Origin of the sequence: Caldicoprobacter faecalis (assembly GCF_900115765.1) — a bacterium.
Taxonomy (GTDB): Bacteria; Bacillota; Clostridia; order Caldicoprobacterales; family Caldicoprobacteraceae; genus Caldicoprobacter; species Caldicoprobacter oshimai.
This window is the reverse complement of record NZ_FOXR01000007.1, coordinates 70,791-95,419: the sequence shown is the minus strand read 5'-3', so window position 1 is coordinate 95,419 and position 24,629 is coordinate 70,791. Positions and strand designations below refer to the sequence as shown.

General features: G+C 43.4%; 21 protein-coding genes. 18 read left to right on the top strand and 3 right to left on the bottom strand.

What is annotated here, in order from left to right; all coding sequences use genetic code 11:
- The first annotated feature begins 171 nt into the window (after positions 1-171).
- The 17 genes from BM241_RS04780 (at position 172) to BM241_RS04705 (ending at position 18,900) form a co-directional block, all read left to right on the top strand.
- Entirely contained in the window at positions 172-1,545 is a 1,374-nt protein-coding gene (locus BM241_RS04780; protein ID WP_092282163.1) for an ABC transporter substrate-binding protein, read from the top strand.
- Between the two features lie 100 nt (positions 1,546-1,645).
- Complete coding sequence (locus BM241_RS04775) at positions 1,646-2,575, top strand: carbohydrate ABC transporter permease (protein ID WP_092282162.1); 930 nt, start codon at positions 1,646-1,648, stop codon at positions 2,573-2,575.
- 1 nt (position 2,576) lies between these two features.
- The gene (locus tag BM241_RS04770) at positions 2,577-3,425 is read left to right on the top strand and encodes a carbohydrate ABC transporter permease (RefSeq protein ID WP_207648968.1); all 849 of its coding nucleotides are present in this window, start codon (positions 2,577-2,579) and stop codon (positions 3,423-3,425) included.
- Positions 3,426-3,834: 409 nt separating this feature from the next.
- Positions 3,835-5,370, top strand: coding sequence for a tagaturonate reductase (locus BM241_RS04765; RefSeq protein ID WP_092282161.1), 1,536 nt, complete (start codon positions 3,835-3,837; stop codon positions 5,368-5,370).
- Complete coding sequence (locus tag BM241_RS04760; RefSeq protein ID WP_092282160.1) at positions 5,371-6,858, top strand: UxaA family hydrolase; 1,488 nt, start codon at positions 5,371-5,373, stop codon at positions 6,856-6,858.
- 223 nt (positions 6,859-7,081) lie between these two features.
- Positions 7,082-7,771, top strand: coding sequence for a P-loop NTPase family protein (locus BM241_RS04755; RefSeq protein ID WP_092282159.1), 690 nt, complete (start codon positions 7,082-7,084; stop codon positions 7,769-7,771).
- A gap of 314 nt (positions 7,772-8,085) precedes the next feature.
- Complete coding sequence (locus tag BM241_RS04750) at positions 8,086-8,292, top strand: 4Fe-4S dicluster domain-containing protein (protein ID WP_025747584.1); 207 nt, start codon at positions 8,086-8,088, stop codon at positions 8,290-8,292.
- A 204-nt stretch (positions 8,293-8,496) separates the two neighbouring features.
- Complete coding sequence (locus BM241_RS04745; protein WP_092282158.1) at positions 8,497-9,570, top strand: 3-methyl-2-oxobutanoate dehydrogenase subunit VorB; 1,074 nt, start codon at positions 8,497-8,499, stop codon at positions 9,568-9,570.
- The gene (locus BM241_RS04740) at positions 9,567-10,304 is read left to right on the top strand and encodes a thiamine pyrophosphate-dependent enzyme (protein WP_092282157.1); all 738 of its coding nucleotides are present in this window, start codon (positions 9,567-9,569) and stop codon (positions 10,302-10,304) included. Before BM241_RS04745 ends, BM241_RS04740 begins: the two co-directional genes overlap by 4 nt.
- Before the next feature lies 1 nt (position 10,305).
- Positions 10,306-10,857, top strand: coding sequence for a 2-oxoacid:acceptor oxidoreductase family protein (locus BM241_RS04735; RefSeq protein ID WP_092282156.1), 552 nt, complete (start codon positions 10,306-10,308; stop codon positions 10,855-10,857).
- A 268-nt stretch (positions 10,858-11,125) separates the two neighbouring features.
- Positions 11,126-12,145 (top strand): lysylphosphatidylglycerol synthase transmembrane domain-containing protein, encoded by a 1,020-nt coding sequence (locus BM241_RS04730; protein WP_092282155.1) that lies wholly within the window; start codon positions 11,126-11,128, stop codon positions 12,143-12,145.
- Between the two features lie 22 nt (positions 12,146-12,167).
- Complete coding sequence (locus BM241_RS04725) at positions 12,168-13,910, top strand: B12-binding domain-containing radical SAM protein (protein WP_177206095.1); 1,743 nt, start codon at positions 12,168-12,170, stop codon at positions 13,908-13,910.
- A 265-nt stretch (positions 13,911-14,175) separates the two neighbouring features.
- A complete protein-coding gene (locus BM241_RS04720; RefSeq protein ID WP_092282153.1) occupies positions 14,176-15,561 on the top strand; it encodes a 2-isopropylmalate synthase in 1,386 nt (461 codons plus the stop codon).
- 60 nt (positions 15,562-15,621) lie between these two features.
- On the top strand, positions 15,622-16,719 hold the full coding sequence (locus BM241_RS04715; RefSeq protein WP_092282152.1) for a GNAT family N-acetyltransferase: 1,098 nt from the start codon (positions 15,622-15,624) through the stop codon (positions 16,717-16,719).
- 307 nt (positions 16,720-17,026) lie between these two features.
- On the top strand, positions 17,027-17,485 hold the full coding sequence (locus BM241_RS04710) for a hypothetical protein (RefSeq protein ID WP_143094052.1): 459 nt from the start codon (positions 17,027-17,029) through the stop codon (positions 17,483-17,485).
- Between the two features lie 264 nt (positions 17,486-17,749).
- A complete protein-coding gene (locus BM241_RS12395) occupies positions 17,750-17,893 on the top strand; it encodes a hypothetical protein (RefSeq protein ID WP_177206094.1) in 144 nt (47 codons plus the stop codon).
- 299 nt (positions 17,894-18,192) lie between these two features.
- Complete coding sequence (locus BM241_RS04705) at positions 18,193-18,900, top strand: hypothetical protein (RefSeq protein WP_143094051.1); 708 nt, start codon at positions 18,193-18,195, stop codon at positions 18,898-18,900.
- Between the two features lie 391 nt (positions 18,901-19,291).
- Here the strand turns inward: BM241_RS04705 and thpR are convergent, their stop codons facing one another.
- The 3 genes from thpR to BM241_RS04690 form a co-directional block, all read right to left on the bottom strand.
- Entirely contained in the window at positions 19,292-19,846 is a 555-nt protein-coding gene (thpR, locus tag BM241_RS04700) for an RNA 2',3'-cyclic phosphodiesterase (RefSeq protein ID WP_092282149.1), read from the bottom strand.
- A gap of 5 nt (positions 19,847-19,851) precedes the next feature.
- On the bottom strand, positions 19,852-20,370 hold the full coding sequence (locus tag BM241_RS04695; RefSeq protein ID WP_092282148.1) for a nitroreductase family protein: 519 nt from the start codon (positions 20,368-20,370) through the stop codon (positions 19,852-19,854).
- 348 nt (positions 20,371-20,718) lie between these two features.
- The gene (locus tag BM241_RS04690; RefSeq protein WP_092282147.1) at positions 20,719-21,516 is read right to left on the bottom strand and encodes a CAP domain-containing protein; all 798 of its coding nucleotides are present in this window, start codon (positions 21,514-21,516) and stop codon (positions 20,719-20,721) included.
- A gap of 383 nt (positions 21,517-21,899) precedes the next feature.
- On the opposite strand from BM241_RS04690, the gene polA reads away from it, so the two are divergent.
- Positions 21,900-24,491: a DNA polymerase I gene (polA, locus tag BM241_RS04685; protein WP_092282146.1), complete on the top strand. Its 2,592-nt coding sequence runs from the start codon at positions 21,900-21,902 to the stop codon at positions 24,489-24,491.
- Positions 24,492-24,629 lie beyond the last annotated feature (138 nt).

The following is a 24,629-nucleotide window of genomic DNA, read 5'->3' as shown; positions in this document are numbered from 1 at the left end:
TGGAGTATAAAAAAGCATCTTAATAGGTATATAAATTGGCTGAATTATTGATTTTTCAAGGTCTAGCAGTCAATATTTAACTGCGAAGTTTGAGTTTATTTAAATTTTTGTACCCATCCGATAAAATCAATTGTGTAAAGGCTTCAATTAAAAATAAAAGGGGTGTGTATAATGAAGAAATGGTGGGGTTTATTAATCATTGCAATTCTGGTCATGACAATGGTATTGACAGCATGTGGGCAAAGTCAGCCGACTAAAGATACCGATGGTACAACTACAGGGGATCAGCAAAAGCAGGATGAACCAAAACAGGATGAGTCAAAAGAGAATGCTGGGAGTCAAAAAGCTGAGCTGCGTATTTTTTGGTGGGGTTCTCAAGATAGACACGATAGGACAATAAAAGTTATTGAAATGTTTGAGGAAAAGAATCCCGATGTTTCTATTCAATATGAATTTTCCGGATGGGATGGATATTGGGAGAAAGTAGCAGCTCTAGCGGCTGCAAACACCTTGCCTGACGTTTTTCAACAGGATTATCAATATCTAGCACAGTATGCCAAAAAGGGACTTTTAGAGGCATTAGACCCCTATGTAGAACGGGGAATTTTAGATTTGTCGGATGTGGATGAGAGTAGTATAGTAGGTGGGAAGGTAGATGGCAAACTTTATGGAATAAATTTGGGTTCTAATGCTCCTTGTATTGCCTATGACCCTGCTTTGTTCCAACAAGCAGGTGTTCCAGAACCGACACCTGATTGGACATGGGAAGATTATATGGATGCTGCTAAAAAAATACATGAAAAATTAGGTATTTATGCCGATAACACTTTCCCTGGTGGTTATTTTCACGGGTTAAAACATTATATTCGTCAACATGGACAGAAATTGTACTCCGATGACGGAACTAAGTTAGATTATAGTGATGATAAGCTTTTTGAGGAATTTTTTACAATGGAGTTAGAATTAGTAAAGCAAGGGGCGCTACCCATGCCGGATGAAAGCTTAGAAGTTAAATCGGTAGAGGACCAATTCCTTGTCACCAAAAAAGCGGCTATGGCAGAAGTTCATGCTAACCAGATTGTTGCTATGGTAAAAGCTGCTAATCGACCTCTTAAATTGGCATTACTTCCTAAACATAAAGACCAGGTTAAGGAAGGAATGTATGTGAAACCTAGTCAATTTTTCTCGGTGGCAGCTACTAGCAAAAACAAAGATAAAGCTGTACAGTTTGTGAATTATTTTACTAACGATATAGAAGCAAATAAGGTTTTGATGGCAGAACGTGGTGTTCCTATTTCCTCTAAAGTGCGGGAAGCCTTAATGCCATTGTTGAATGATGCGCAGAAAGAACTGTTTAATTTCATGGAGGTAGTTATTTCGAACAGTAGCCCAATAGATCCGCCAGATCCTCCAGGGCATCCAGAAGTAGACAAGCTTTTGAAGAATTTAGAAGCACAAATGCTATATGGACAGCTTACTCCAGCAGAGGCAGCTATAAAATTTAGAGAAGAAGCTAATAAGATTTTAGCAAAGAGTGCTCAGTAATAATAAGAGTTAGTTAGATATGGTTTGTACTTTGTGCAAACCATATCTAACTAAACCTTTTAAACCTTAATTTTCTAAGTTATAGAAAGGGGCACTTTTAATGGTATTTGCAAAAGGGTTGAATAAACAAAGAAAAAGAAGAAATGATTATAATAATCTAGCCGGTTATGCTTTTATATCTCCATGGCTTATTGGTTTTATTTTATTTACTGTTATTCCAATTGGGGCATCTTTTGTATTATCATTTACACGATATGATCTCGTGTCGCCACCCAAATGGGTTGGGCTAGAAAATTACAAAACCATGTTCCTACATGATGAGCGTTATATAAGTGCATTGAAAGCAACCTTTTCTTATGTTTTTGTTGCCGTGCCTTTGCGCTTGATCTTTGCGCTTTTTATAGCTGTGCTTCTTGTGAAAGATAGAAAAATGGTAAGCGTATATCGTGCGGCCTTTTATATTCCTTCTCTCATTGGAGGAAGTGTAGCCGTAGCAGTGATGTGGCGGCAGTTATTTGGGGTTAATGGTGCCTTGAATTCTATTCTTATTGAATTAGGAGTTATTGATAAAGGAATTGGTTGGATAGGAAACCCACACACTGCTATGTGGACTCTTATTTTATTAGCTGCATGGCAATTTGGTTCCCCTATGCTCATTTTTATTGCTGGGCTGAAACAGATTCCAATAAGTTATTATGAAGCTGCTTATATTGATGGAGCTAATAGCTGGCAGAGGTTTATTAGAATTACTATGCCGTTGTTAACACCTATTATATTTTTTAATTTTATTATGCAAACCATAAGTGGATTTATGGCGTTTACTGAGAGTTATCTTATTACTGGTGGAGGCCCCTTTGATAGAACTTTATTTTATGCGTTATACCTATTTGAAAAGGCTTTTAAGTTTTATGACATGGGGTATGGATGCGCAATGGCATGGGTACTTTTATTGATTATTGGGGTATTTACAGCACTTATCTTTAAATCATCAAATTATTGGGTATATTACGAATCAAAAGGGGAATGGTAATATGAAAATGAAAAAAAAGGGATATATTAATACTCTTTTATATCATGCTTTTATATGGATATTTGGGTTTTTTATGCTATATCCGGTATTGTGGCTTATAAGTAGTTCTTTTAAGGGACATGCCGATATTTTTCAAAGAGCTCATCATTTAATCCCTACACAGTGGGAATTTAGTAATTATATAGAGGGGTGGAAAGGATTTGGAGGAATTTCTTTTGCTGTTTTTTTTAAAAATTCCTTTATTGTAGCTACTTTAACAACCATTGGTCAGGTTGTATCATCGGCATTTGTTGCGTATGGATTTTCGCGTATTCGGTTTAAGGGAAAGAAGATATTGTTTGGATGTATGATTACTACTATGCTGTTACCTTCTCAGGTATTGATCATTCCCCAATATATTATGTTTAGCAAATTAGGATGGATAGATTCTTTTAAACCCCTGATTGTTCCTGCTTTCTTTGGATTACCTTTCTTCATATTTTTAATGATGCAATTTATTCAGGGAATCCCTAAAGAATTAGATGAATCAGCTACTATCGATGGATGTAACCATATGGGAATTTTCCTCAGAATTATTGTACCACTGTTAGTTCCAGCACTGATGACTTCTGCAATCTTTGCATTTTATTGGAAATGGCAGGATTTCTTTGGACCTTTGTTGTATTTGCAAACTCCCGGAAAGTACACAGTCTCCTTGGCGTTAAGGATGTTTTCTGATCCTGCAGCTGTTACTAATTGGGGAGCTATGTTTGCCATGTCGGCTTTATCCCTCGTACCAGTTGTTATATTGTTTATTGCGTTTCAGAAGTACATTGTAGAAGGAATTAGTACAAGCGGATTAAAAGGATAATGGTTTATGCGTAAGTGTAAAATAATCCCCACCTTGAAAAAGGCGGGGATTATTTATGTTTAGTCTACCTTACAACTTTTGTATGCTTCAATTCTGGATTTCCTCTGTTATTTCCGTTTTTTTGTGTAATGAATAATCCCTCTCTATCCTTTTTGTAGATGAATTATTTCATATTTGCCATTATAGTTTAAAGTAAGCTCTATTTGAGGCTTACTAATTGACAATTGCAGGGCATTAATGTTAAACTCTTAAGGTAAGCGCTTTCCTATAGGAAATGGACTTAAATAAGGCGTTTTTATGTGAGGGTCGCTGACGGTATTTATTATATTTCTTAATAAAATATAACAAAATTCACAACAGATGCTTAAAATTTATCCAGCTTAAATCAAAAAATTAAGGAGGAATAATTGTGGAAAAGCTTTGCAGCAATCTACTGAAAGGAAACTTTAACTTTCCTGATGATATTGAGGTTCCAAAATATCCTGCAAATCTACCCGAGAGAGTTCTTCAGTTTGGAGAAGGGAATTTCCTCAGGGCCTTTGTGGACTGGATGATTCATCAAATGAACAAAAAAGGTTTATTTAATGGGCGTGTGGTGGTTGTACAGCCCATTGCTGAAGGACTTGTTGAAAAATTAAATGAGCAGGATGGGCTTTATACTCTGATTTTGAGGGGATTGAAGAATGGCAAACCTACGGAAATAAAGGAGATAATCAGCTCGGTAAGCCGGGGAATAAATCCCTATAAGGATTGGGACGAATTTATAAAATGTGCTGAAAATCCCCAAATAGAGTTTGTGATATCCAATACCACCGAAGCGGGAATAGCCTATGACAGAGAAGACAGCATTGAAATGAAACCGCCCCGTTCTTTTCCTGGAAAGCTTACGGCATACCTTTACCACAGATTCAAACATTTTAATGGTGACCCCGAAAAAGGAATGGTAATAATACCCTGCGAACTTATAGACAGGAACGGCGATAACCTGAAAAAAATAGTATTGCAGCTTGCTGATGACTGGAATTTACCTGGAGAATTTAAGATATGGGTAAAAGAACACAATATTTTTCTTAACACTTTGGTGGACCGAGTGGTAACAGGGTATCCTAAGGATGAAATAGAGGCAATAAGGGAAAAACTGGGATACGAAGATGAACTTTTGGATACAGGTGAACTTTTCCATCTCTGGGTAATAGAGGGTCCGAAAGAACTCTCAGAAAAGCTGCCTTTTACAAAAGTAGGCCTTAATGTTATATGGACTGATGACATGACACCATATAGAACTCGCAAAGTGAGGATATTAAATGGTGCCCATACGTCGTCGGTCCCGGCAGCGTTTCTTTACGGGCTTGAAACTGTGGGTGAGATGATGGATCATGAAGTGATGGGCGAATATGTAAGGAGCATCATATACGATGAAATAATTCCTTCAATTGACCTTGACAGGAATATGCTTATAGAATTTGCCGACGCTGTTATAGAGAGGTTTAAGAATCCCTTTATCAAGCATTATCTTATAAGCATTCTATTGAACTCAACGTCCAAGTTTAAGGCGAGGGTACTTCCGTCCATCAAGGAATATTACAGTAAATACGGCAATTTGCCCGAGAAGCTAACATTTTCTATGGCAGCGTTGATAGCGGTTTATAAGGACGGTAAGGTGGAAGGAAATGCTATGAGGGCCTATAGGGAAAAGGGAGAATTTATCATGAGGGATGACCTCCCTCTCCTGGAATTTTATGAAAATGTTTGGAAAGCGTTTGACGGTAGCCGCCAGTCTGCATTTGAGGTTGCCAAGAGGATACTTGGTAATACTGCACTGTGGAATGAGAACTTGAATGCCATCCCGGGATTTGCCGAGAAGGTGGGTGAATACCTGTATGAGATAGCAGTATCTGGAATCAAAGACGTGGTGAACCGGTTGGTGAAGGGAGGAAACCGGTAAATGAAAGTGCTGGTCATAAATCCTTGTGATAATGTAGCTGTAGCTTTGGAGAGGATAAACAAGGGGGAAGCCTTCAAAATAGGGGCTTCCTCCATTGTTGCCCTTGAAGATATAGAAAGGGGACATAAGATAGCACTTAAGGATATCCGAAGGGGAGAAAATATAATAAAGTACGGATTTCCAATAGGCCATGCTACTGAAGACATAAAAGCAGGGCAATGGGTTCATTCCCATAATTTGAAGACTAATCTGGGAGAGATTTTGGAATACGAATACTGTCCTCAAAAAAATGAATTTAAATATGAAGAATGTTGTAAGACTTTTATGGGTTACCGCAGGAACGATGGCAGGGTGGGTGTAAGAAACGAGATTTGGATAATTCCCACTGTAAGCTGTGTAAACAGAAATGCTGAATTGATAGCGTTGAAAGCCAGGGAGATATATGCGAATGCGGATGGTATAGACGGTATATATGAATTTAAACATCCTTATGGCTGTTCTCAGCTGGGGAAGGATCATATTAATACACAAAAAATCCTGGCCAATCTGGTTAAACACTCGAATGCCGCGGGAGTGTTGGTGCTGGGCCTAGGCTGTGAGAACAACAATATAGAGGAGTTTAAAAAGGTGCTGGGAGAGTATAACCCTAACAGGGTAAAATTTCTTATAGCTCAAGAAGTGGAGGATGAGATTGAGGAAGGGCTAAAGCTTATCGGTGAACTCATTGAATATGCCGTGCAGTTTAAAAGAGAAGAGTGCCCTATCTCCGATTTGGTAATTGGCCTAAAATGTGGAGGGTCTGATGGATTTTCTGGGATTACCGCCAATCCCCTGGTTGGCTTTTTGTCAGATAAACTCATAGCCTGTGGTGGAAGTGCCGTGCTTACCGAGGTACCGGAAATGTTTGGAGCAGAAACCATACTGATGAACAGGACTAAAGACAGGGAAGTGTTTAAAAAGATCGTAAAGCTTATAAATGATTTCAAAGAATACTTTATGAGTTACAACCAGCCTATATACGAAAATCCTTCTCCAGGCAATAAAAAGGGAGGTATAACTACACTTGAAGAAAAGTCCCTGGGATGTACGCAAAAGGGTGGGACAAGCCCGGTCGTGGATGTATTGGATTACGGTGATGTGGTAAGAGAAAAAGGGCTGAATTTGCTTTACGGGCCGGGCAATGACATGGTGGCCTCAACGGCGCTTGCATCAGCAGGATGCCAGATTGTTTTGTTTACCACAGGGCGAGGAACGCCGCTTGGAACGGCGGTCCCCACCATAAAGATTGCCACCAACAGTGAGATATTTAACAAGAAGCCCCACTGGATGGATTTTGATGCAGGAAGGCTTCTTGCGGGGGAAACCATGGAACAGCTTACCGAGGAACTCATAGATTATGTGATCAGGGTGGCATCTGGCATGCCGACAAAGTCCGAAAAAATGGGATTCAGAGAAATCGCTATCTTCAAAAATGGTGTGACGTTGTAATGATTACAAGAAGACCCGTCATCCTGTTATTTTGTAATTAAAGGGATGGCGGTCTTTTTTTCTGTTCAGAAAATATGGGGAAGGTTATAATCATGAAGCCATCACCTTTACAGGTTGTTGGTAGTTCACCAAAAGGAACAAACAATTAATAGAATAATGCAAAAAAATGTGATAAAATAATCGAAAATGTATTTGTTTTATAGCTGAAAGGGTTGGATGCTACATGCAACAGGAAAACAGGCGGATTATACTTTTTACAGGTCACTTCGGTAGCGGCAAGACTGAGCTGGCCATAAACTATAGTATAAAATTGGCCAGGCAGGGGCAGGCGGTGACTGTTGTGGACCTGGATATCGTGAATCCATTTTTTCGTTCAAGCGAGGTTAGGGATGTTTTAGAAAAAGAGGGGATAAGGCTTTTGTCGCCTAATTTTGTTGGGACTACTGTGGATGTCCCGTCGCTGCCCCCTGAAATTTATTCGGTGTTTCAAAGCAAAAACAGCAAGGTGATTTTCGATGTAGGTGGAGATGATATAGGGGCTACGGCACTGGGGCGATACTATCCTTATTTCATGCAAGAGCCTTATCGAATGTTTTTTGTGATCAATGCGCGAAGGCCGCTGTCCAGTACCCCTGAGCAGATCATAGAGATGCTTAAGGCTATTGAGAGTCATTCAAGGTTAAAAGTTACTGACCTCATTAACAACACCAATTTGATGTATGAGACAAATTTAAATCATTTGCTTGAAGGACAGGAGATCGTGGAGCAGGTATCTGAAAAGTTAAATATACCGATTGCTTATATTTCCGGTGTCGCGGAGGTTATTGAGCAACTGCCGGAACAGTACAACAAAAAGGGATTCCCTATAGATATCTATCTCCATCCTCCCTGGGATCGCGAGGATGAGGTGTAAACGTTGTGATTCTTTTAAATTGTTTTTAGTGAATAAATGGAAGTGGTGTAATTGTGGAGTGAAGTACTGTGTTTTTCTTTGTATATTATAAAGATATTATAAATAAAGCGTGAAAATTGCGATTTATAAAGACATTAGCCTTAATGGATTTGTGTGGTACGATTTTCACAATGTTGTTCACAGCATTATTGCTGGCAAAATAGCGTTTATTCATTTAAAATAAGATTGTATGGAAGGACAAGATAGACATTAATGTACTTAATACATCAGTTAAGATTTTAGGCTAAAAATTCTCTAAGGAGAGGGGTATATTTATGGCAAGGGTTATTTTTGATGAGGAACGATGCAAGGGATGTGAACTATGCGCCACGGTTTGTCCCAAGGGGATTGTGGTGATGGCTCGTGATCGCATGAATTCCAAAGGGTATCACCCGGCTACGGTGATAGAGATGGATAAATGTATTGGGTGTGCATTTTGTGCGCGAATATGCCCGGATGTGGTTATTGAGGTGGAGAAGTAGAAGTGGAGTGCGGGATTTAGCAAAGGGACTACGCAGTGCAACACCAGTATCGGGCAGATAAAAGCCCATATGTGCAAGGGCAATTGATGATTAACTGTGTTGAACTGAAGCGGTTTATCAGTTGTCTGCCAAGTTGATACTGCAAAGCGAGCCGGTACGCGTCATGCAAGGCAATAAAAGCAAGAAAATGGGGGTTGTGTATTTATGTCAAAAGTGTTGATGAAAGGCAATGAAGCCATTGCTGAGGCGGCCATCCAGGCCGGATGCAGATATTTTTTTGGATATCCCATAACTCCGCAAAATGAGATCCCCGCGTATATGGCCAAGAGGCTCCCAGAGGTGGGCGGGTGTTTCATCCAAGCCGAAAGTGAGGTATCTGCCATAAACATGGTGTATGGTGCAGCGGGTGCGGGTGCCCGCGTTATGACGTCTTCTTCCAGTCCGGGCATAAGCCTGAAGCAGGAGGGGTTGTCATATATTGCGGGGGCTGAGCTTCCCTGCGTTGTGGTAAACATGGTTCGCGGAGGTCCGGGATTGGGAGGAATTCAGCCTGCGCAGTCGGATTACTTCCAAGCAACAAAGGGAGGCGGCCACGGCGACTATCACCTGGTGGTGCTGGCACCTTCCACAATACAGGAAGCGGTAGACCTGGTAATGGAAGGCTTTGATATAGCTGACCAGTACCGCAACCCGGTAATGATATTGGGAGATGGAATGCTGGGACAGATGATGGAGCCGGTGGAATTCAGGCCTTTGAGCAGTAAACGGGAGCTGCCACCAAAAACCTGGGCTACTACCGGATATACGGGAGACCGGCCGAGAAATATTATAAACTCGCTGTTCATTGACCCGCAGGCTCTGGAAGAGCATGTAAAGAGAATCTATCAGAAATATGAAGAGATCAAGAAAAACGAGGTAAAGGTTGAGTGCTACAACTGCGAAGATGCAGAGATAATCGTGGCAGCATATGGCACCACCGCTCGAATTGTAAAGAGCGTCATTCAGAAGGCAAAGCAGGAGGGCATGAACGTTGGGCTTATACGCCCTATCACCCTTTGGCCTTTCCCCACCAGCACCTTTGAAGAATGGGCTCAGCGTGAACACGTCAAGGCCTTTATGTCGGTGGAGATGAGCATGGGCCAGATGGTGGAAGATGTGCGCTTGAGCGTCAATGGCAGAAAACCGGTGTTCTTCTATGGTAGGACGGGCGGGATGGTACCCGAGCCCAATGCGATATTGTCCGAGATCAAGAAGGTCATAGGGGGTGTTTCAAGATGACCAAGGTTTTTACCAGGCCCAAATCGCTGACAGATAAGCCGTTTCACTACTGCCCGGGTTGTACCCACGGCATAGTTCACAGGTTGGTGGCCGAAGCGATAGATGAATTGGGTATCCGTGAGAGGACGATAGGGGTTGCCCCGGTGGGATGTGCCGTATTTGCCTATGAATACTTCAATTGTGACATGCAGGAGGCCGCACACGGTAGAGCGCCGGCTGTGGCTACCGGTATAAAGCGGGTTTTGCCCGACAGGGTTGTGTTTACTTACCAGGGAGACGGGGACCTGGCGGCCATAGGCACGGCTGAGATAGTGCATGCTGCCACCCGGGGTGAAAACATCACCGTCATATTCATAAACAACGCCATATACGGCATGACAGGAGGGCAGATGGCACCCACCACCCTTATTGGACAGGTGACCACCACCACTCCCTATGGGCGTGACCCTGGCAAGGCGGGCTATCCCATAAGAATGAGCGAAATGCTGGCAACCCTTGAGGGTTCGGCATACATCGAAAGGGTTTCGGTGCACGATATAAAACATATAAATCAGGCCAAGAGGGCGATTAAAAAAGCATTTGAAATCCAGCTGGCCGGCAAAGGTTTTTCAATGGTAGAGGTCCTTTCTACCTGCCCGACCAACTGGGGTATGACGCCGGTGGAAGCGCTGAAATGGCTGGAGCAAAATATGATACCTTATTATCCTTTGGGTGTTAAAAAGGAGGGAAAGTGATATGACCCACCAGATTATCATTGCAGGATTTGGCGGGCAGGGGATTATGCTGATGGGACAGCTCCTGGCCTATGCTGGCATGCTGGAAGGCAAGAATGTGTCATGGCTTCCTTCATATGGCCCCGAGATGCGCGGCGGCACGGCCAACTGCAACGTCATCATATCTGATGAGCCGGTGGCGTCGCCAATTGTGACCGAGGCAACGACGGTTATGGTGATGAACAGGCCATCGCTGGAGAGGTTTGAAAGTGCTGTCATGAAGGGAGGCCTGCTATTGGTTAACAGTTCGCTGATAGATAAAAAAGCCTCCAGAGATGATATAGAGGTTTGCTATATACCCGCAAATGAGATTGCGGATCAGCTGGGAAATAGCCGTGTGGCCAATATGGTAGTGTTGGGAAGTTTTTTAGCAAAGACGGGTGTCGTATCGCCGGCATCTGTCATAGAGTCTTTGAGAAAGGCGCTGGGGCCTTCCAAAGAGCACCTCATTCCGTTAAATGAGGAGGCTTTAAAGAGGGGCGCCGAATGCGTTAAGGAATGTGTAAGGAGATAAATCGAATCCTTTTCATCGATAGAAATATTTTGATCGAGAACAAGCAGTATCACAGGGGTAAGAAGCCGCGGTCTTGTATGCCGCGGCTTTTATGTGATTTTATCAGGCCATGGTGGTGTATACTGTCTTCAGTTTGCGGTATTCTTTGGAGTATAGTATAATAGAGACAATGATGGAGCCGCCAGTGTGTTTTTGTTTTATGCAACTGGTATTTGGCTTGATGTATGCAATATGGGAAGTAAGGATATTAATAATTTAAGGAGAGAATATGGACAAGAAAAAGTACGCAATTCTTTTTTATATTTCAGTAAATATCATAATTATTGCAGTTATAGGGCTTTTGGATCCCAACCTTAAGGATATAGGCCGTGCGTTTAACACGCTTAAACTGCACTGGCTTGCCGGGGCAGCGGCGTGCATGCTGATGTTCTGGGTTATGGATGCTCTAATACTCAGATATTCGCTGGCTGCTATTTTTGAACCCAGGCGTTTTAAGGGCTGTATGGAGGTTGCCTTAATAGGTCAATATTACAATGCCGTTACGCCCTTTGCCAGTGGTGGGCAACCTGCGCAGGTGTATTATATGTCCCGATTTGGCATCCCGGCCGGTTATTCCACCTCGGCTCTCATAATTAAATACCTGGTCTACCAGGTGGTTTTGTCAATATTCTGTGCGATAGCCTTTATATTTAAGGCTAGTTTGATATTTTCATATCCTTTTGTAGTGGTTTGGATATCTTTAATTGGGTTTGTGATCAATGCGGGAGCAGTGTTTTTCATATATTCTCTCTCGCTCAATCGCGGTTTTATAAGAAAAATAGTATTGTCTGTATTGAAATTTTTTCACCGCGTGCGTATAGTGAGGGATTTAGAGAAGTGGAAGGCACGAATGGAAGCGGCTGTGGAAGACTTTCACAGGAGCCTGTGCATGTTCCGGGGAAACTACAAAGGCATGGCTCTGATGGCCGTTATGACGGCTATGCAGCTCATCTTTTATTTCAGCGTTACGTTTTTTATCTACAGGGCGTTTGGTTTGAAGGACAGTGCGTGGATGGATATGATATTTGTTCAATCCTTTTTGTATCTGGCGGTATCCTATTTCCCAGCTCCGGGTGCCATGGGAGCCTCTGAAGGCGGGTTTTATCTGTTCTTTCAACGGTTTTTCCCCGGGCATTTGATATTTGTTGCCATGCTACTGTGGAGGTTTATGACCTATTATTTGAACATCATAGTGGGTGGTTTGGTGATTCTAACTAGAAGTATCAAGGATTTGTCACGGATCCGATAAAAAGAAAATGGAGGAGCCAGTCATGAAGGTGCTTTTAGTTGCAATCAATTCGAAATTTATTCACAGCAACCTGGCTTTGAGGTATCTGAAAGCGTACTGTGGCAAAGAGCATTCGATGGATCTCCTCGAGTTTTCTATAAATGATCATATAGAGAGGATAATCAGGGAGATTTATCTTGCAAGGCCTGATGTGGTGGCCTTTTCATGTTATATCTGGAATATTAGAGAAGTATTGATGGTGGCCGATACATTAAAAAGGGTGATGGACCGGTGTGTGATTGTACTTGGGGGTCCCGAGGTTGCCTTTGATGCCGAGGATGTCATGAGGGATAATCCTGCGGTTGATTATATCGTTGCGGGAGAGGGAGAGGAGACCTTCCATGAGCTGCTGCATATCCTTGAGGACAAGGGGAATCCGGCACAGGTAAAGGGTCTGGTCTACCGCCATGGTAGGGACATAGTCGTCAATCCGGCCAGGCCTTTGATACAGGATTTGGATATGATTCCATTTCCGTATCAGGATGGCTTTGCGGGGCTTGAAAACAAGGTCCTCTATTACGAAACTTCAAGGGGCTGTCCCTTTAACTGTCAGTACTGTCTTTCTTCAACCATTCCGGGTGTGAGGTATTTTTCGCTTGAGCGGGTGGAAAGGGAGCTTGCGCTATTTGTAAAGGCAGGTATACCGCAGGTCAAGCTGGTTGACAGGACGTTCAACTGTAATCCGGTGAGGGCAAAGCATATATTTAAGACCCTCATTTCGCTCGGTGGGCAAACCAACTTTCATTTTGAGATGGCGGGGGATTTGATAGACGATGAGATGCTGGATATATTGAGGCAGGCGCCTCCCGGACTTTTTCAATTTGAAATAGGGGTGCAGTCCACAAATCCCGACACAATACATGAGATTCAAAGGAAGATGGATTTTGACGCTTTGGCCAGGGCGGTTGCACGGCTGCGTGATAGCGGGAACATACATCTCCATCTGGATTTAATAGCCGGATTGCCTGAAGAGGATTATGCCTCCTTTAAACGCTCATTTAATGACGTGTATTTTTTGCGACCCAACAGGATCCAGTTGGGATTTTTGAAGTTACTCAAGGGTTCGGGTCTCAGGCTGAAGGCTGAACAATATGGTTACGAATATACGCAGTATCCGCCATATAAGGTGCTTAAGAATAACCACATAACTTACGATGAAATCGCAAAGCTTGAGATGATAGAGGATCTGGTTGAGAAGTATTACAACTCCGGTCGCTTTAAATATACTCTTGAATACCTGATCAGTTGCCATGATGACAATCCATTCGAATTTTTTGAAAGGTTTATGGCTTTCTGGAAGGAAAAGGGCTATGAAGGGCTTTCATATAGCCAGATACGCCTTTATGAGATATTGCTTGAGTATGGACTTACGCTGGATAACGTGGATCACAGGCTTTTGAGAAATATCATGCGGTTTGACTGGGTAAGCCAGGAGAAGCCCAGCAGGTATCCTGAAGGTTTGGAGCCGCCCCAGATACCGGGCCTGAGTAAGGCTGTTGATTCTTTTTTCAAAAGCGAAGAAAATGTGCTAAAATTTATGCCGCACCTTAAAGGGTATACGCCCAGGCAGATATCCCGTATGGCTCATATAGAGGTGTTCGAATACGATGTTGTGGAAGGCGTAAAAAGCGGCGTTTATCCTCCTTCCATCACTTACGTGCTGTTTGATTATAATGCTGGGAACAGGATATTTCGTAGAAGCAATTTCCATAAGGTCCGATTATAAATCGTATTCTTAATAATTTTTCAATTTTTACAATTAAGAGCTTGACAAATACGTGTATAACTGTATACAATTATACACAAATAACTGAAGATGTGCCGGCCCGAAAGTACATCGACCCTGTGTTTCAATGTTTTTTTGTTGAAAAATAATTTATTGAATTTTTTACATGAACACAATTGAAAGATATAGCAGGTTGTTGAAATATAGCCGACTTAAAAGACGTCAAGAAAGCCTGGAGACTTATTTGGGAGGAGGAGATGTTGAGGTGCTGGAATTCAGCAAGAGGACGAATACGTTGGAGCAGTCGGCATGTAAATATTCGCTTCAGGACGTAAAGGAGCCAAATCTTTATAGGCATCTGTTCCCGTATGACAGCATACCCAGAATACCGTTTAATCATCGTCTTGTGCCGATGCATGTACCTGATGAAATATGGATCACCGACACCACCTTTAGGGATGGACAGCAGGCAAGAGCACCCTTTACGGTGAAGCAGATTGTGGACCTGTTTGATTTGCTACACAAGCTTTCGGGGCCCAATGGCGTTATTCGCCAGAGCGAATTTTTCCTGTACACCGATAAGGATAAGGAAGCAGTGCGCAAGTGTATGGAGCGAGGGTATCAGTATCCCGAGGTTACCAGCTGGATACGCGCTTCCAAAAAGGATTTTGAGCTGGTAAAGGAGATGGGGGTAAGAGAGACCGGCATTCTGGTGAGCTGTTCGGATTACCACATATTCAAAAAGCTCAACATGACTCGTAAGCAGGCCATGGATATGTATCTGTCGGTGGTAAAGATGGCGCTGGAATACGGTATCAGGCCTCGCTGCCACTTTGAAGATATTACGCGGGCTGATTTTTACGGCTTTGTGGTTCCATTTGCCATTGAGCTTAAGAAGCTGATGGATGAATCCGGGATACCTATAAAGATTCGTGCATGTGATACTTTGGGGTATGGCGTGTCTTATCCGGGTGTTGCGCTGCCCAGGAGCGTGCCGGGTATAATATATGGTTTGAGACACTTTGCGGGCATACCCAGCGAGCTGATTGAGTGGCATGGACACAATGACTTTTACAAGGCGGTCACCAACTCTGCTACTGCCTGGCTGTATGGCGCTTCGGCGGTCAACTGTACCATGCTGGGCATAGGCGAGCGTACCGGAAACTGTCCTCTTGAGGCCATGGTTATAGAATATGTGGCTTTAAGGGGCGACACCAATGGCATGGACCTGTCGGTTATTACCGAGATTGCCGAATACTTTGAGAAAGAAATAGGCTATGAGATACCGCCTAATACGCCGTTTGTGGGCAGGAATTTCAACGTAACCCAGGCGGGGATTCATGCCGATGGCCTTTTGAAGGATGAGGAGATATACAACATATTTGACACGGGTAAGATACTTAAGAGGCCGCCCAGGGTGGCTGTAAGTCAGCATTCTGGCTTGGCCGGGATTGCCCATTGGATCAATTCTTACTTTGGGCTGGAAGGGGAAAATGCCATAGATAAAAGGGATCCGGTGGTGATCAAGCTCAAGGAACTGGTGGATAAGGAGTATGCACAGGGACGCACCACTGTTATGTCCGATGGCGAGCTGGAGGATATGCTCAAGCAGATTGCTCCCGATTTCGTTGAGAGGTTTAAGAAGGAATAAATAAATGGCTTCGAAAGGAAGCCTTACGCTTGATTATTTCTTTTCGAGGGGGGAAGGATTATGGTGGATTTTCGCCCGGCCAGGCCGGAAGACGTGGAACAAATTCTAGAGTTGGTTAACTATGTTTTTCGTACGTCCAGCGGGTTAGAGCCCACTATGGGCAGGCAGTTTCCTACTTTTATATGTGTAGAAAACGCTCCTAATCTTTATGTGGCTGTTGACGATGGAAGGATTGTAGCACACATCGGTATAAAGAAGAATACAGCCGTGGTATATGGCCATAAAGTCAGTATGGCCAACATGGGTGCGGTATGTACCCATCCGGACTACCAGGGGAGAGGGATTGGAACCAGACTTCTTCATGAGGTGTTCAGGAGCCTGGGTGAGGAAGGTATAGGGTTGGTCAGTATATCTGGTACCAGAGGCTTGTACAAGAGGAATTCCTGTGTAGAGATAGGTGAGGCATTTACGTTTGTATTAGAAAAGGGTAAATTCTCATGTGAAAATTTTGAAGGAATCCGGTACCATATCTCTGAAGACGCAGATAGAGCAGATGTTCTTTTTGATATATATAAGCGAGAGCCGGTAAGGTATCAGCGAACCAAGCGGGAATTTCCTATGCTGCTTGAAGCGGTTCCCATGGTCCATCCCCCCGTTCCAGCTTTAACTGCGGCAGTGGCTTTTGCTGAGGAAAATGTAGGCCTTGCCTATCTTATAGGGTACGAGAGGAAACCCGGGGCATTTAAAGTGGTGGAGTATGCCGGGGAAAGAATGGTTGTTGTTTGGCTTATTGATAAGCTATTGCATGACAGGGAAATGGAACAGGTGATATTGGAGGTACCCGCATATGATAGGGGTCTTGTATCAATCTTGAATTCAGCAGGATTAAATGGGGTTTCATCATATTATCCCGGTACCACCTTGAGAATCGTTAATAAGGAAAGCTTATGGAAGGAGATATATCCTATCATTGAGGAAGCTTGGGATGAGGGTGTACTTCCTTCCTCTTTAGCTGAATTACCAAACAGAGTGGTTGATGATGCCGCAAAGCTGGCAGAATTTCTGTTTACTGGGTTCAATCGACCGTCTTATGGTCAGCCATGGGACCAGGTTTTCCCACTGCCTTTACCTTGGCCGAATGGTTTAAACTATATATAAAAAGGGCTTTAAGCCCTTTTTATTTTTCTGCAATTTTGTATTTATATTTTTCATTAAATATGCTATTATCATTGTAGTAAAAAATTTCATGATAATTTTAAACTCAAAGTAAAACAATTTTTTGTTTTTCCGTAAAATGTATTTTTCGGTTTTTCTAAAACGATTTCGCGGGATTGATGCTGTTGATTCACAAGGATATTTGGCACTTCAACGGAGCTATTTCTTAACGAGGGAAGCTGCGATAATCCAAATGTATGGCCCACCGGGACAGTTGTGGGATACCTTAGACGACCAGGGGTTACCCATATTGAAGAAGGCTGAAGGTGAATTGACGGCCGAAGAGCGTGATCGTTTGGGGCTTTGGTTCTGGATGATGCCAGGACACAGCGACCATGTTGATACCATCAAGTTTGCAGTAAATGATAAGCTGCCAGAGGAAAAGAGAAACTGGGTAGTTTCAATGCAGGCACATATCTTGACGCCAACCAAGCTGTTAAGTGACGAGTTTGTAGGCATTGGCGAGACCATCGACCCACAGAGCGATTTGGGTATTCAGAGGACTTTGTGCGAAGACTATATAAAGGCGAATTATCCAAAAGTGATCATGGCAAAATCCCCAGTAGAGGCAGAAAAGGTATACGAAGACATTATCAAGTTCTGTGATCAAAATGGAATGCCTCAGATAGAGGAAACATATGACAAGAAGTATCAAGATAATGTCAAGCGCTTTGGTACTGTCTTGAAAAAGGGAAGGTATGCAAAATAATGTCAGGTACTTTGGCACTGTCTTAACTAAGTAATGAATCGTTAAATAAATGAATGTGCATTAAATGGTATGTTTTTGCCGTGTGGGCAGAATTGTGTGTCTGCTCACACGGTAAAAATTTTTAGACTCAGTTAATTTAGAGTACACTTATGACTCACGATTCAGTGGTAGATTAAGTCTGCAAAAAGAGAAGTAGGATGTGGTTATAAAAGCGGGGCTAAGTTATGAAAATGTGAAATCAAAAGAAGGGGAGTGGTATTTTTGATGAAGATGTTAGACTTAAGTAAGTTTACTCCTATCAATTGCAGGGTTGAGAATGGACAAAGCGGAGAAGTCTATCTTATTTGCAATAGCGAAGGAGGAAAGCTTAAGGTAGAGGGTATACCTGGCAGTTTGGGGGGGTGTTGACTGGAGGGATGCTAAGTACATAGTTTTTGATGCTATCAACCACGAGGATTATGTGATGGGGGTGACCTTGGAATTTTGGGCTAAGGGAAATCCTGGCGATCAACCTAATTTGACTGTAACCCTTGGACTGTTTCCAAGACTTAAGACTAGACTATCATTCCCCCTTGAGGCTTTAAACTCTCAAAGGATGTTTCTTAAGGAATGAACCACAATGGGCTTTTATCCACGATTTGAATATTGCTGAAGAGCTGCTGGAGAATGAGCAGGATTTGGCCTCAAAGGAGGTTCTAATAAAATTCTTGTCAACACGGTATGACGGTGATATTGAAAAATTCAATCGGGCTTGGAATCTTGCATTGCACAGTTTTGGCGAACTTAGGAAAGGCGTTAAGCGTGCATCAAAGCTATCCAAAAAGGCGTCAGAGGACCTGAATGAGTTTTCAAAAATGATGATCAAGGCATATGTGGAGATTCCCAGCGTTGCTTGCAAGAGGGTAGATCCACACCACATGAATCTCGGTATGCGGTACGCTTATATTGCCAATGAGAACCTACTGGCAGGCTATGAAAATTTTGATGTGTTTTCTATTAATTGTTATAAGATTACTCCCTATGAGGACATCGAGCAGATAGGTAAAATTACAGGAATGCCGGTGATGATAGGTGAATTCCACCATGGCGCTTTGGATCGGGGATTGCCAGCCACGGGAATACGCGGGGTTGCTTCGCAACAAGAACGCGGAAAAGCCTACCGCTATTATATGGAAACTGCTGCTATCAGCAAGTATTTTGTGGGAGCACACCACTTTACCCTGAATGATCAGGCGGCTTTGGGACGATTCGATGGTGAAAACTTTCAGATAGGGTGTGTAGACATCTGTCAAAGGCCTTATCATGAATTCATCGAGGGGATTATGCAGACTAACAGGATTTTGTATGAGGCAGCCGATGGCAGGCGGGCAAATTATGACCAGCCGCCTAAGGAAATACCCAGGGTGGGCTTTTGAGTCAAGTGGGTTTTTAAGCCGTAGTGGTGATGTTGTTTCTATAGCGGAAGAATTAGAGTTAGTACAAAGCTATATGTATATACAAAATGTACTTTTATACAAAATGTACTTTTTCAGAATCGTATTCAACTGTTGGTCGATGTTCCAGAGTATATACAGCAGTGTTCAATTTCTGAGATCACTTTACAGTCTATTGTAGAAAATACCATTATTCATGGTATACTTGGAAATGTAAAAAGTCGGTTGTATTTAAATAATTAGAAGACTAGTGGAATGATTGAATTATCAGTAATAGATGATGAAGTGGGTGGACGCTGGTAAACTTGAAAAGCTTAAAAGGGGTGAGGGAAGCTGGCGCATTTGTTGTTGCAATAGCACCTGCTGGCTGGGATTAATCGGCCAACGGTTGTCTGTGGAGGGGGATGTACATAAGGCGGCCTTCTTCTCTTTTGCTTTCCATGAGGGATATTTTGTGCACCTCGATTATCTGTTGCTGGTGGTCTATTGCAACAGCGCTGGCAACTTTTGAGAAGGGCACTGCCAGGCGCACCTCCCTGCCCAGGGTAATATGGGGCGAATATCCCCTTGTGTCTTTAGCAATGCCTATGCTGCCCAGCGATGTTTCCAGCTGGTTAAACAGCAGGTTTAGCACATCCAGCTCTCCGCCCACTCCCATCCATATGATCATCTTATTTCCCCGAGGGAAGTTCCCAAGATTGTGTAGGCGAAGCTTAAAAGGCTTTATGCCATGGACCGATTGTGCCATCGCTGCAGTAATGCTGCCCAAAAAAGACGGCTGTACCTCTCCTATGAATTTGAGCGTTAGGTGGAAATTTTCCGGCCTTGAAAAGTTTCCATCGGTGCTGTAGCTCATTACCTGTTTCTGGATTTTATTTAGGTAATCCTTTATATGCTGTTCAAACTCAATGGCGATGAAAACTCTCATTGCTTTTACCACCTATTCATATGTACTCTTTCAGGATTGTATCTGTCGGATGGACCTTTTTCCTCATCCGGTACGCCAATTGCCACGATAGCGAAGGGCACAATATGGTCAGGGATGTTGAATATCTTGCGGATCGCTTCCTCACGTTCCTTCCTTGGATGGACGCCCAGCCATACTCCGCCCAGCCCTAGCTGCGCTATGGCCAGCAGCATGTTCTGTGTGGCAGCTGCACAGTCCTGTACCCAGTAGCCTTCGTATCTTTGCGAAGACACATCCCCTGCTACGATGATGCACTTGGGTGCCGTGTTGAGCATTGAAGAATAGGGGTGGTATTTGGTGATCTCCTTCATCTTTTGGCGGTCGTCTACTACTATGAAATGCCAGGGCTGCTGATTCCCTGCGGATGGAGCTGACATGGCCGCTCTCAGGATGATGTCGATGTCTTCCTGGTTTACATCCATATCCTTGTACTTCCGGATGCTCCTTCTTTTAAAGAAGAAGTCTAGCACCTGTTGTCTATCCATATTACATTCCTCCCGCCTCATTGATTTAGTTGTAGATGAGCGCCTCAAAAATTATTATACCAAAATAATCCGCAAACTACCACCGTCCATTGTGCCCAATATGGAACTGGCCAGGATTTTTGCTAAGAGGGAATTGATAGAACCACTACATGCAGTTGTATGAAGGATAAACCGCTGATTGGGGAAATAGCGATTTCATATAAAGGGTGTAGCCGATTTTCTGCTTTTTGGCCTTAGCTATCTGCTATCTTCTCGTTCTTTTTGGGGGATGAAATTTTCTTGGGCGAGGGAATATTAAAAATATAAAAAAGCGGTATCATGTAGATACCGCTTTTGTTGATTATCCGGTTATCTGCCGACAAACATTTGGACGAACACATAACCGTATCTCGGGCTCTTTTGAACCCCTATGCCTATATGCGTGAAGCTGGGGTTTAAGATGTTCTTCCTATGCCCTTCCGAGTTCATGAGGCCGTTGTGTGCCCCTTCCACAGAGGGATAGCCCGCCAGGTTTTCGCCTGCAGTCCTGTATTGTATGCCAAATTTCCTCATCATTTCAAACGGACTGCCGTAAGTTGGTGAGGTATGGCTGAAGTAGTTGTTGTCAACCATATCCTTGGCCTTGATGTTGGCCACTCTGGCCAGGTCAGCATCCCATGTAAGGGGTTTGAGGCCTGCTTTTGTTCGCTCGGCATTGACCAGCTCCAACATTCTTGACTGCTCATAGCTTAGCTGGTTTGAAGGCTCCTGCGGAACAGGCTGTTGAGGTTCAGGCTGCTGCGGAGCGGGTTGCTGTGGAGCAGGCTGCTGTGGTGCAGGCTGCTGTGGTGCAGGCTGCTGTTCCACAGGCCTTGTAAACCACTTAAGGATCGATCCAATTTCTCCGTTATCGGTCTTTATTATATACCAGTTGCCCTTCTGACCCAGTACATTAACTACCTGGTTATTCTTCAGAACATCTATTATAGACGACTGTGTGTTGCTGTTTGCCCTTACATTCAGGTTGTTCGCCGTGACCATTACTTTGGCGGGGCATGCTTTTTCAGCTGCTGCCAGTACTGCTGTCTGCGGCGATGCTTGTCCTGCTGTGAGCAGCAACCCTATTAGGAAGATACCCAATAAAATTGCGGAAATACGTTTTTTCATAACTATGACCTCCAATTTTTAATATATTTTATATATCTGTAATACATTTTAACATAATCGTAACATATTTGTCATTATAAAAATTATGGTAATTTTATTGGTGAAAGGCTAAAATTTTTCTTTTGTAGCGCTGTTCCTTTAATTATAAATTTTATGTAAATTATATATTGATCCGTCATATATAATACACGTTAAAAGACATCAATATTAAGCAATAGTCACTATGGTTGACAATAAAAGCAAAGCAATTCATAGGAAATATATGTTAATGAAAAAGGCTGATTGAATTTTGATGGTGGATATGATAAAGTCTAAATGTCAGGTAATATAAGCAATGAATGGCTGCTGGCTCGATAAATGCCAAGTTTTAAGGAGAGATTTTCATGGGACGACCGCGAGTGATGATAATAGATGGAAACAGCTTGATGCACCGTGCGTTTTATGCCCTTCCTATGTTGACAAATAAAAAGGGCGTGCCTACCAATGCCGTGTATGGCTTTACCAATATGCTTTTAAGGCTAATAGAGGATTATAAGCCTGACTATCTGGGGGTGGCATTTGACAAGAAGGGGCCCACCTTCCGCCATGAGGCCTATACCGAGTACAAGGCCACAAGGCAAAAAACACCTGAGGAGCTCATTCCCCAGTTTGACCTCCTCAAGAGGATGTTGCAGCTTATGGGAATAGCCATATACGAAGTCGAGGGCTATGAGGCAGATGATATCCTAGGGACTTTTGCGCGTTTGGCCAGGGAAAGGGGATGGGAGGCTTATCTGGTCACCGGCGACAGGGACGCCCTTCAGCTGGTTTCCCCCGAAGTGAGGGTTATTATGACAAAAAAGGGTATATCAGATGTACGGGTTTTTGATGTTGAAGGGATAAAGAACGAGTATGGCTTGACTCCTGCTCAAATCATAGATTTAAAGGCCTTGATGGGTGATAGTTCCGATAACATACCCGGTGTTCCAGGTATAGGCGAAAAGACGGCTCTTAAACTACTGCACCAGTATCATACTGTTGAGCAGGTTTTGGATAACGCCGATAAGATAAGCGGTCAAAAGCTTAAGGAGGCGTTAATCAAGTACCGGGAGCAGGCCATGCTGAGCAAAAGGTTGGCCACCATTATGCAGGATGCACCGGTGGATATAAAGCTGGAGGATCGCTGTTATGAGATACCGCACTCGAGAGAACTGTTGGAATTCCTGGAAGAGTTGGAGTTTCACAGCATAATTAAGAAGCTCGGTATACAGCCAGAGAGCAGGGTTTCGGTTAAAACGTCTGTTCGTGAAAAAAACGTGATAGAGGTTAACACGGGGGAAGAGTTGCGACAGCAGGTGGAAAATCTCATCAAGAGCAGCAGGCTGGCCATATTGGTAACTGATGGCTGTGTAACCATTGCTGATAATCCAGGCAGGGTGTACAGGATAAAAGTAAAAAACGATTTGCTGTCCCAAGGGTTAAACCTGCAAGATATATTTATAGAGTTAAAACCCATTTTGGAAAGGCAAGAGGTGCGGAAGATCGTACACGATGGCAAGAGGTTAATTTTGGAGGCCCACAGATGCGGCATTCATGTGGAAGGGCTTGAATTCGATGTGTTCATAGCGGCTTATCTGTTGGACCCAGCAAAAAATCGCTACGATTTGAGCCAGCTGCTTTATGAGTATGCTGACCTAGACGTCGATGATGCCGATGCGGCTGACCTATACTTGCTGGCGGACCATATGCGCGACAAGCTCAAGGAGACCGAGATGCTCTATCTCTACGAGGAGATTGAGCATCCGCTTATAAACGTGTTGGCCGATATGGAGATTACGGGGTTTAAAGTGGACAAAAGAATGCTGGAGCAGCTGGGAGAGGAGTTTTCCGCCGAGCTATCAAGCCTTACCCGGGAAATATATGCCCTGGCGGGGGAGGAGTTCAACATAAATTCGCCAAGACAGCTGGGCAGTGTGCTGTTTGAAAAGTTGGGGCTACCGGTCATAAAAAAGAGCAAGACGGGGTATTCCACCGATATCGAGGTGTTGGAACAGCTGCGCCCGTATCATGAGTTGGTGGAGAAAATCATCGAGTATCGCCAGGTGATGAAGCTTAAATCTACCTATATAGACGGGCTTTTGAGCGTCATCGACCCCGGGGATGGAAGGATCCATTCCAGCTTTAATCAAACGGTGACAGCTACCGGCAGGATCAGCAGCGCAGAGCCCAATTTGCAGAATATCCCTGTTAAGCTTGAGATGGGGCGTAGAATACGTAAAGTGTTTGTTGCCAGCGGAGAGGATTATGTCCTGGTGGACGCCGATTACTCGCAGATTGAGTTGCGGGTACTGGCGCATATGTCAGGAGATCCTACTTTTATCGACGCTTTTAGAAACAATCAGGATATACACCTGCGAACCGCTTCCGAGATATTTGGCGTGCCAATCGACAAGGTCACTCCCGAGCAGCGTAGCAGCGCAAAGGCGGTTAACTTTGGGATTGTGTACGGTATCAGCGATTACGGTCTAGCAAAGAGCTTGGGAATAAGCCGTAAGCAGGCCAGGGAGTATATAGACAGTTACTTTGCCCGCTATCCAAAGGTGAAGGAATATATGGAGCGGATAGTGGAAATCGCCAAAAAGCAGGGCTACGTGACCACGCTGATGAACCGGCGTAGGTATTTACCCGAGCTCAAGTCCCGAAACTTCAACATTCGTTCGCAGGGCGAGCGGTTGGCCATGAATACGCCCATACAGGGCAGCGCGGCTGATATAATAAAAAAGGCCATGAATGACGTGTATGCTGAATTGAAGAGGCGGAACCTAAAGTCAAAGCTGATTTTGCAGGTGCACGATGAGCTGATCATAGACACCTATAGGCCCGAATTGGAGGAGGTAAAGGATTTGGTGGTGCGGTGCATGGAGAATGCCGTAAAGCTCTCGGTTCCGCTGGTAGTGGATGTAGGAGTGGGCAGGAGCTGGTATGACGCTAAATAGGATATAATAACTTGGTATGATATAGAAATTTGACATTGCTGCGGTCATGGCATGAGGAATTTTTAAATAGTAATGATATTGTTATGGTGTAACGAAATGATTGTGAAGGAATTAATCTAAGTTGATATGATATGATCA

Excerpts from the sequence above, each read along its gene's own strand:
- BM241_RS04780 (WP_092282163.1), top strand. The coding sequence starts at position 172 with ATGAAGAAATGGTGGGGTTTATTAATCATTGCAATTCTGGTCATGACA.
- BM241_RS04775 (WP_092282162.1), top strand. The coding sequence starts at position 1,646 with ATGGTATTTGCAAAAGGGTTGAATAAACAAAGAAAAAGAAGAAATGAT.
- BM241_RS04770 (WP_207648968.1), top strand. The coding sequence starts at position 2,577 with ATGAAAATGAAAAAAAAGGGATATATTAATACTCTTTTATATCATGCT.
- BM241_RS04760 (WP_092282160.1), top strand. The coding sequence starts at position 5,371 with ATGAAAGTGCTGGTCATAAATCCTTGTGATAATGTAGCTGTAGCTTTG.
- BM241_RS04755 (WP_092282159.1), top strand. The coding sequence starts at position 7,082 with ATGCAACAGGAAAACAGGCGGATTATACTTTTTACAGGTCACTTCGGT.
- BM241_RS04750 (WP_025747584.1), top strand. The coding sequence starts at position 8,086 with ATGGCAAGGGTTATTTTTGATGAGGAACGATGCAAGGGATGTGAACTA.
- BM241_RS04745 (WP_092282158.1), top strand. The coding sequence starts at position 8,497 with ATGTCAAAAGTGTTGATGAAAGGCAATGAAGCCATTGCTGAGGCGGCC.
- BM241_RS04740 (WP_092282157.1), top strand. The coding sequence starts at position 9,567 with ATGACCAAGGTTTTTACCAGGCCCAAATCGCTGACAGATAAGCCGTTT.
- BM241_RS04735 (WP_092282156.1), top strand. The coding sequence starts at position 10,306 with ATGACCCACCAGATTATCATTGCAGGATTTGGCGGGCAGGGGATTATG.
- BM241_RS04730 (WP_092282155.1), top strand. The coding sequence starts at position 11,126 with ATGGACAAGAAAAAGTACGCAATTCTTTTTTATATTTCAGTAAATATC.
- BM241_RS04725 (WP_177206095.1), top strand. The coding sequence starts at position 12,168 with ATGAAGGTGCTTTTAGTTGCAATCAATTCGAAATTTATTCACAGCAAC.
- BM241_RS04715 (WP_092282152.1), top strand. The coding sequence starts at position 15,622 with ATGGTGGATTTTCGCCCGGCCAGGCCGGAAGACGTGGAACAAATTCTA.
- BM241_RS12395 (WP_177206094.1), top strand. The coding sequence starts at position 17,750 with ATGAAGATGTTAGACTTAAGTAAGTTTACTCCTATCAATTGCAGGGTT.
- thpR (WP_092282149.1), bottom strand. The coding sequence starts at position 19,846 with ATGAGAGTTTTCATCGCCATTGAGTTTGAACAGCATATAAAGGATTAC.
- BM241_RS04695 (WP_092282148.1), bottom strand. The coding sequence starts at position 20,370 with ATGGATAGACAACAGGTGCTAGACTTCTTCTTTAAAAGAAGGAGCATC.
- BM241_RS04690 (WP_092282147.1), bottom strand. The coding sequence starts at position 21,516 with ATGAAAAAACGTATTTCCGCAATTTTATTGGGTATCTTCCTAATAGGG.
- polA (WP_092282146.1), top strand. The coding sequence starts at position 21,900 with ATGGGACGACCGCGAGTGATGATAATAGATGGAAACAGCTTGATGCAC.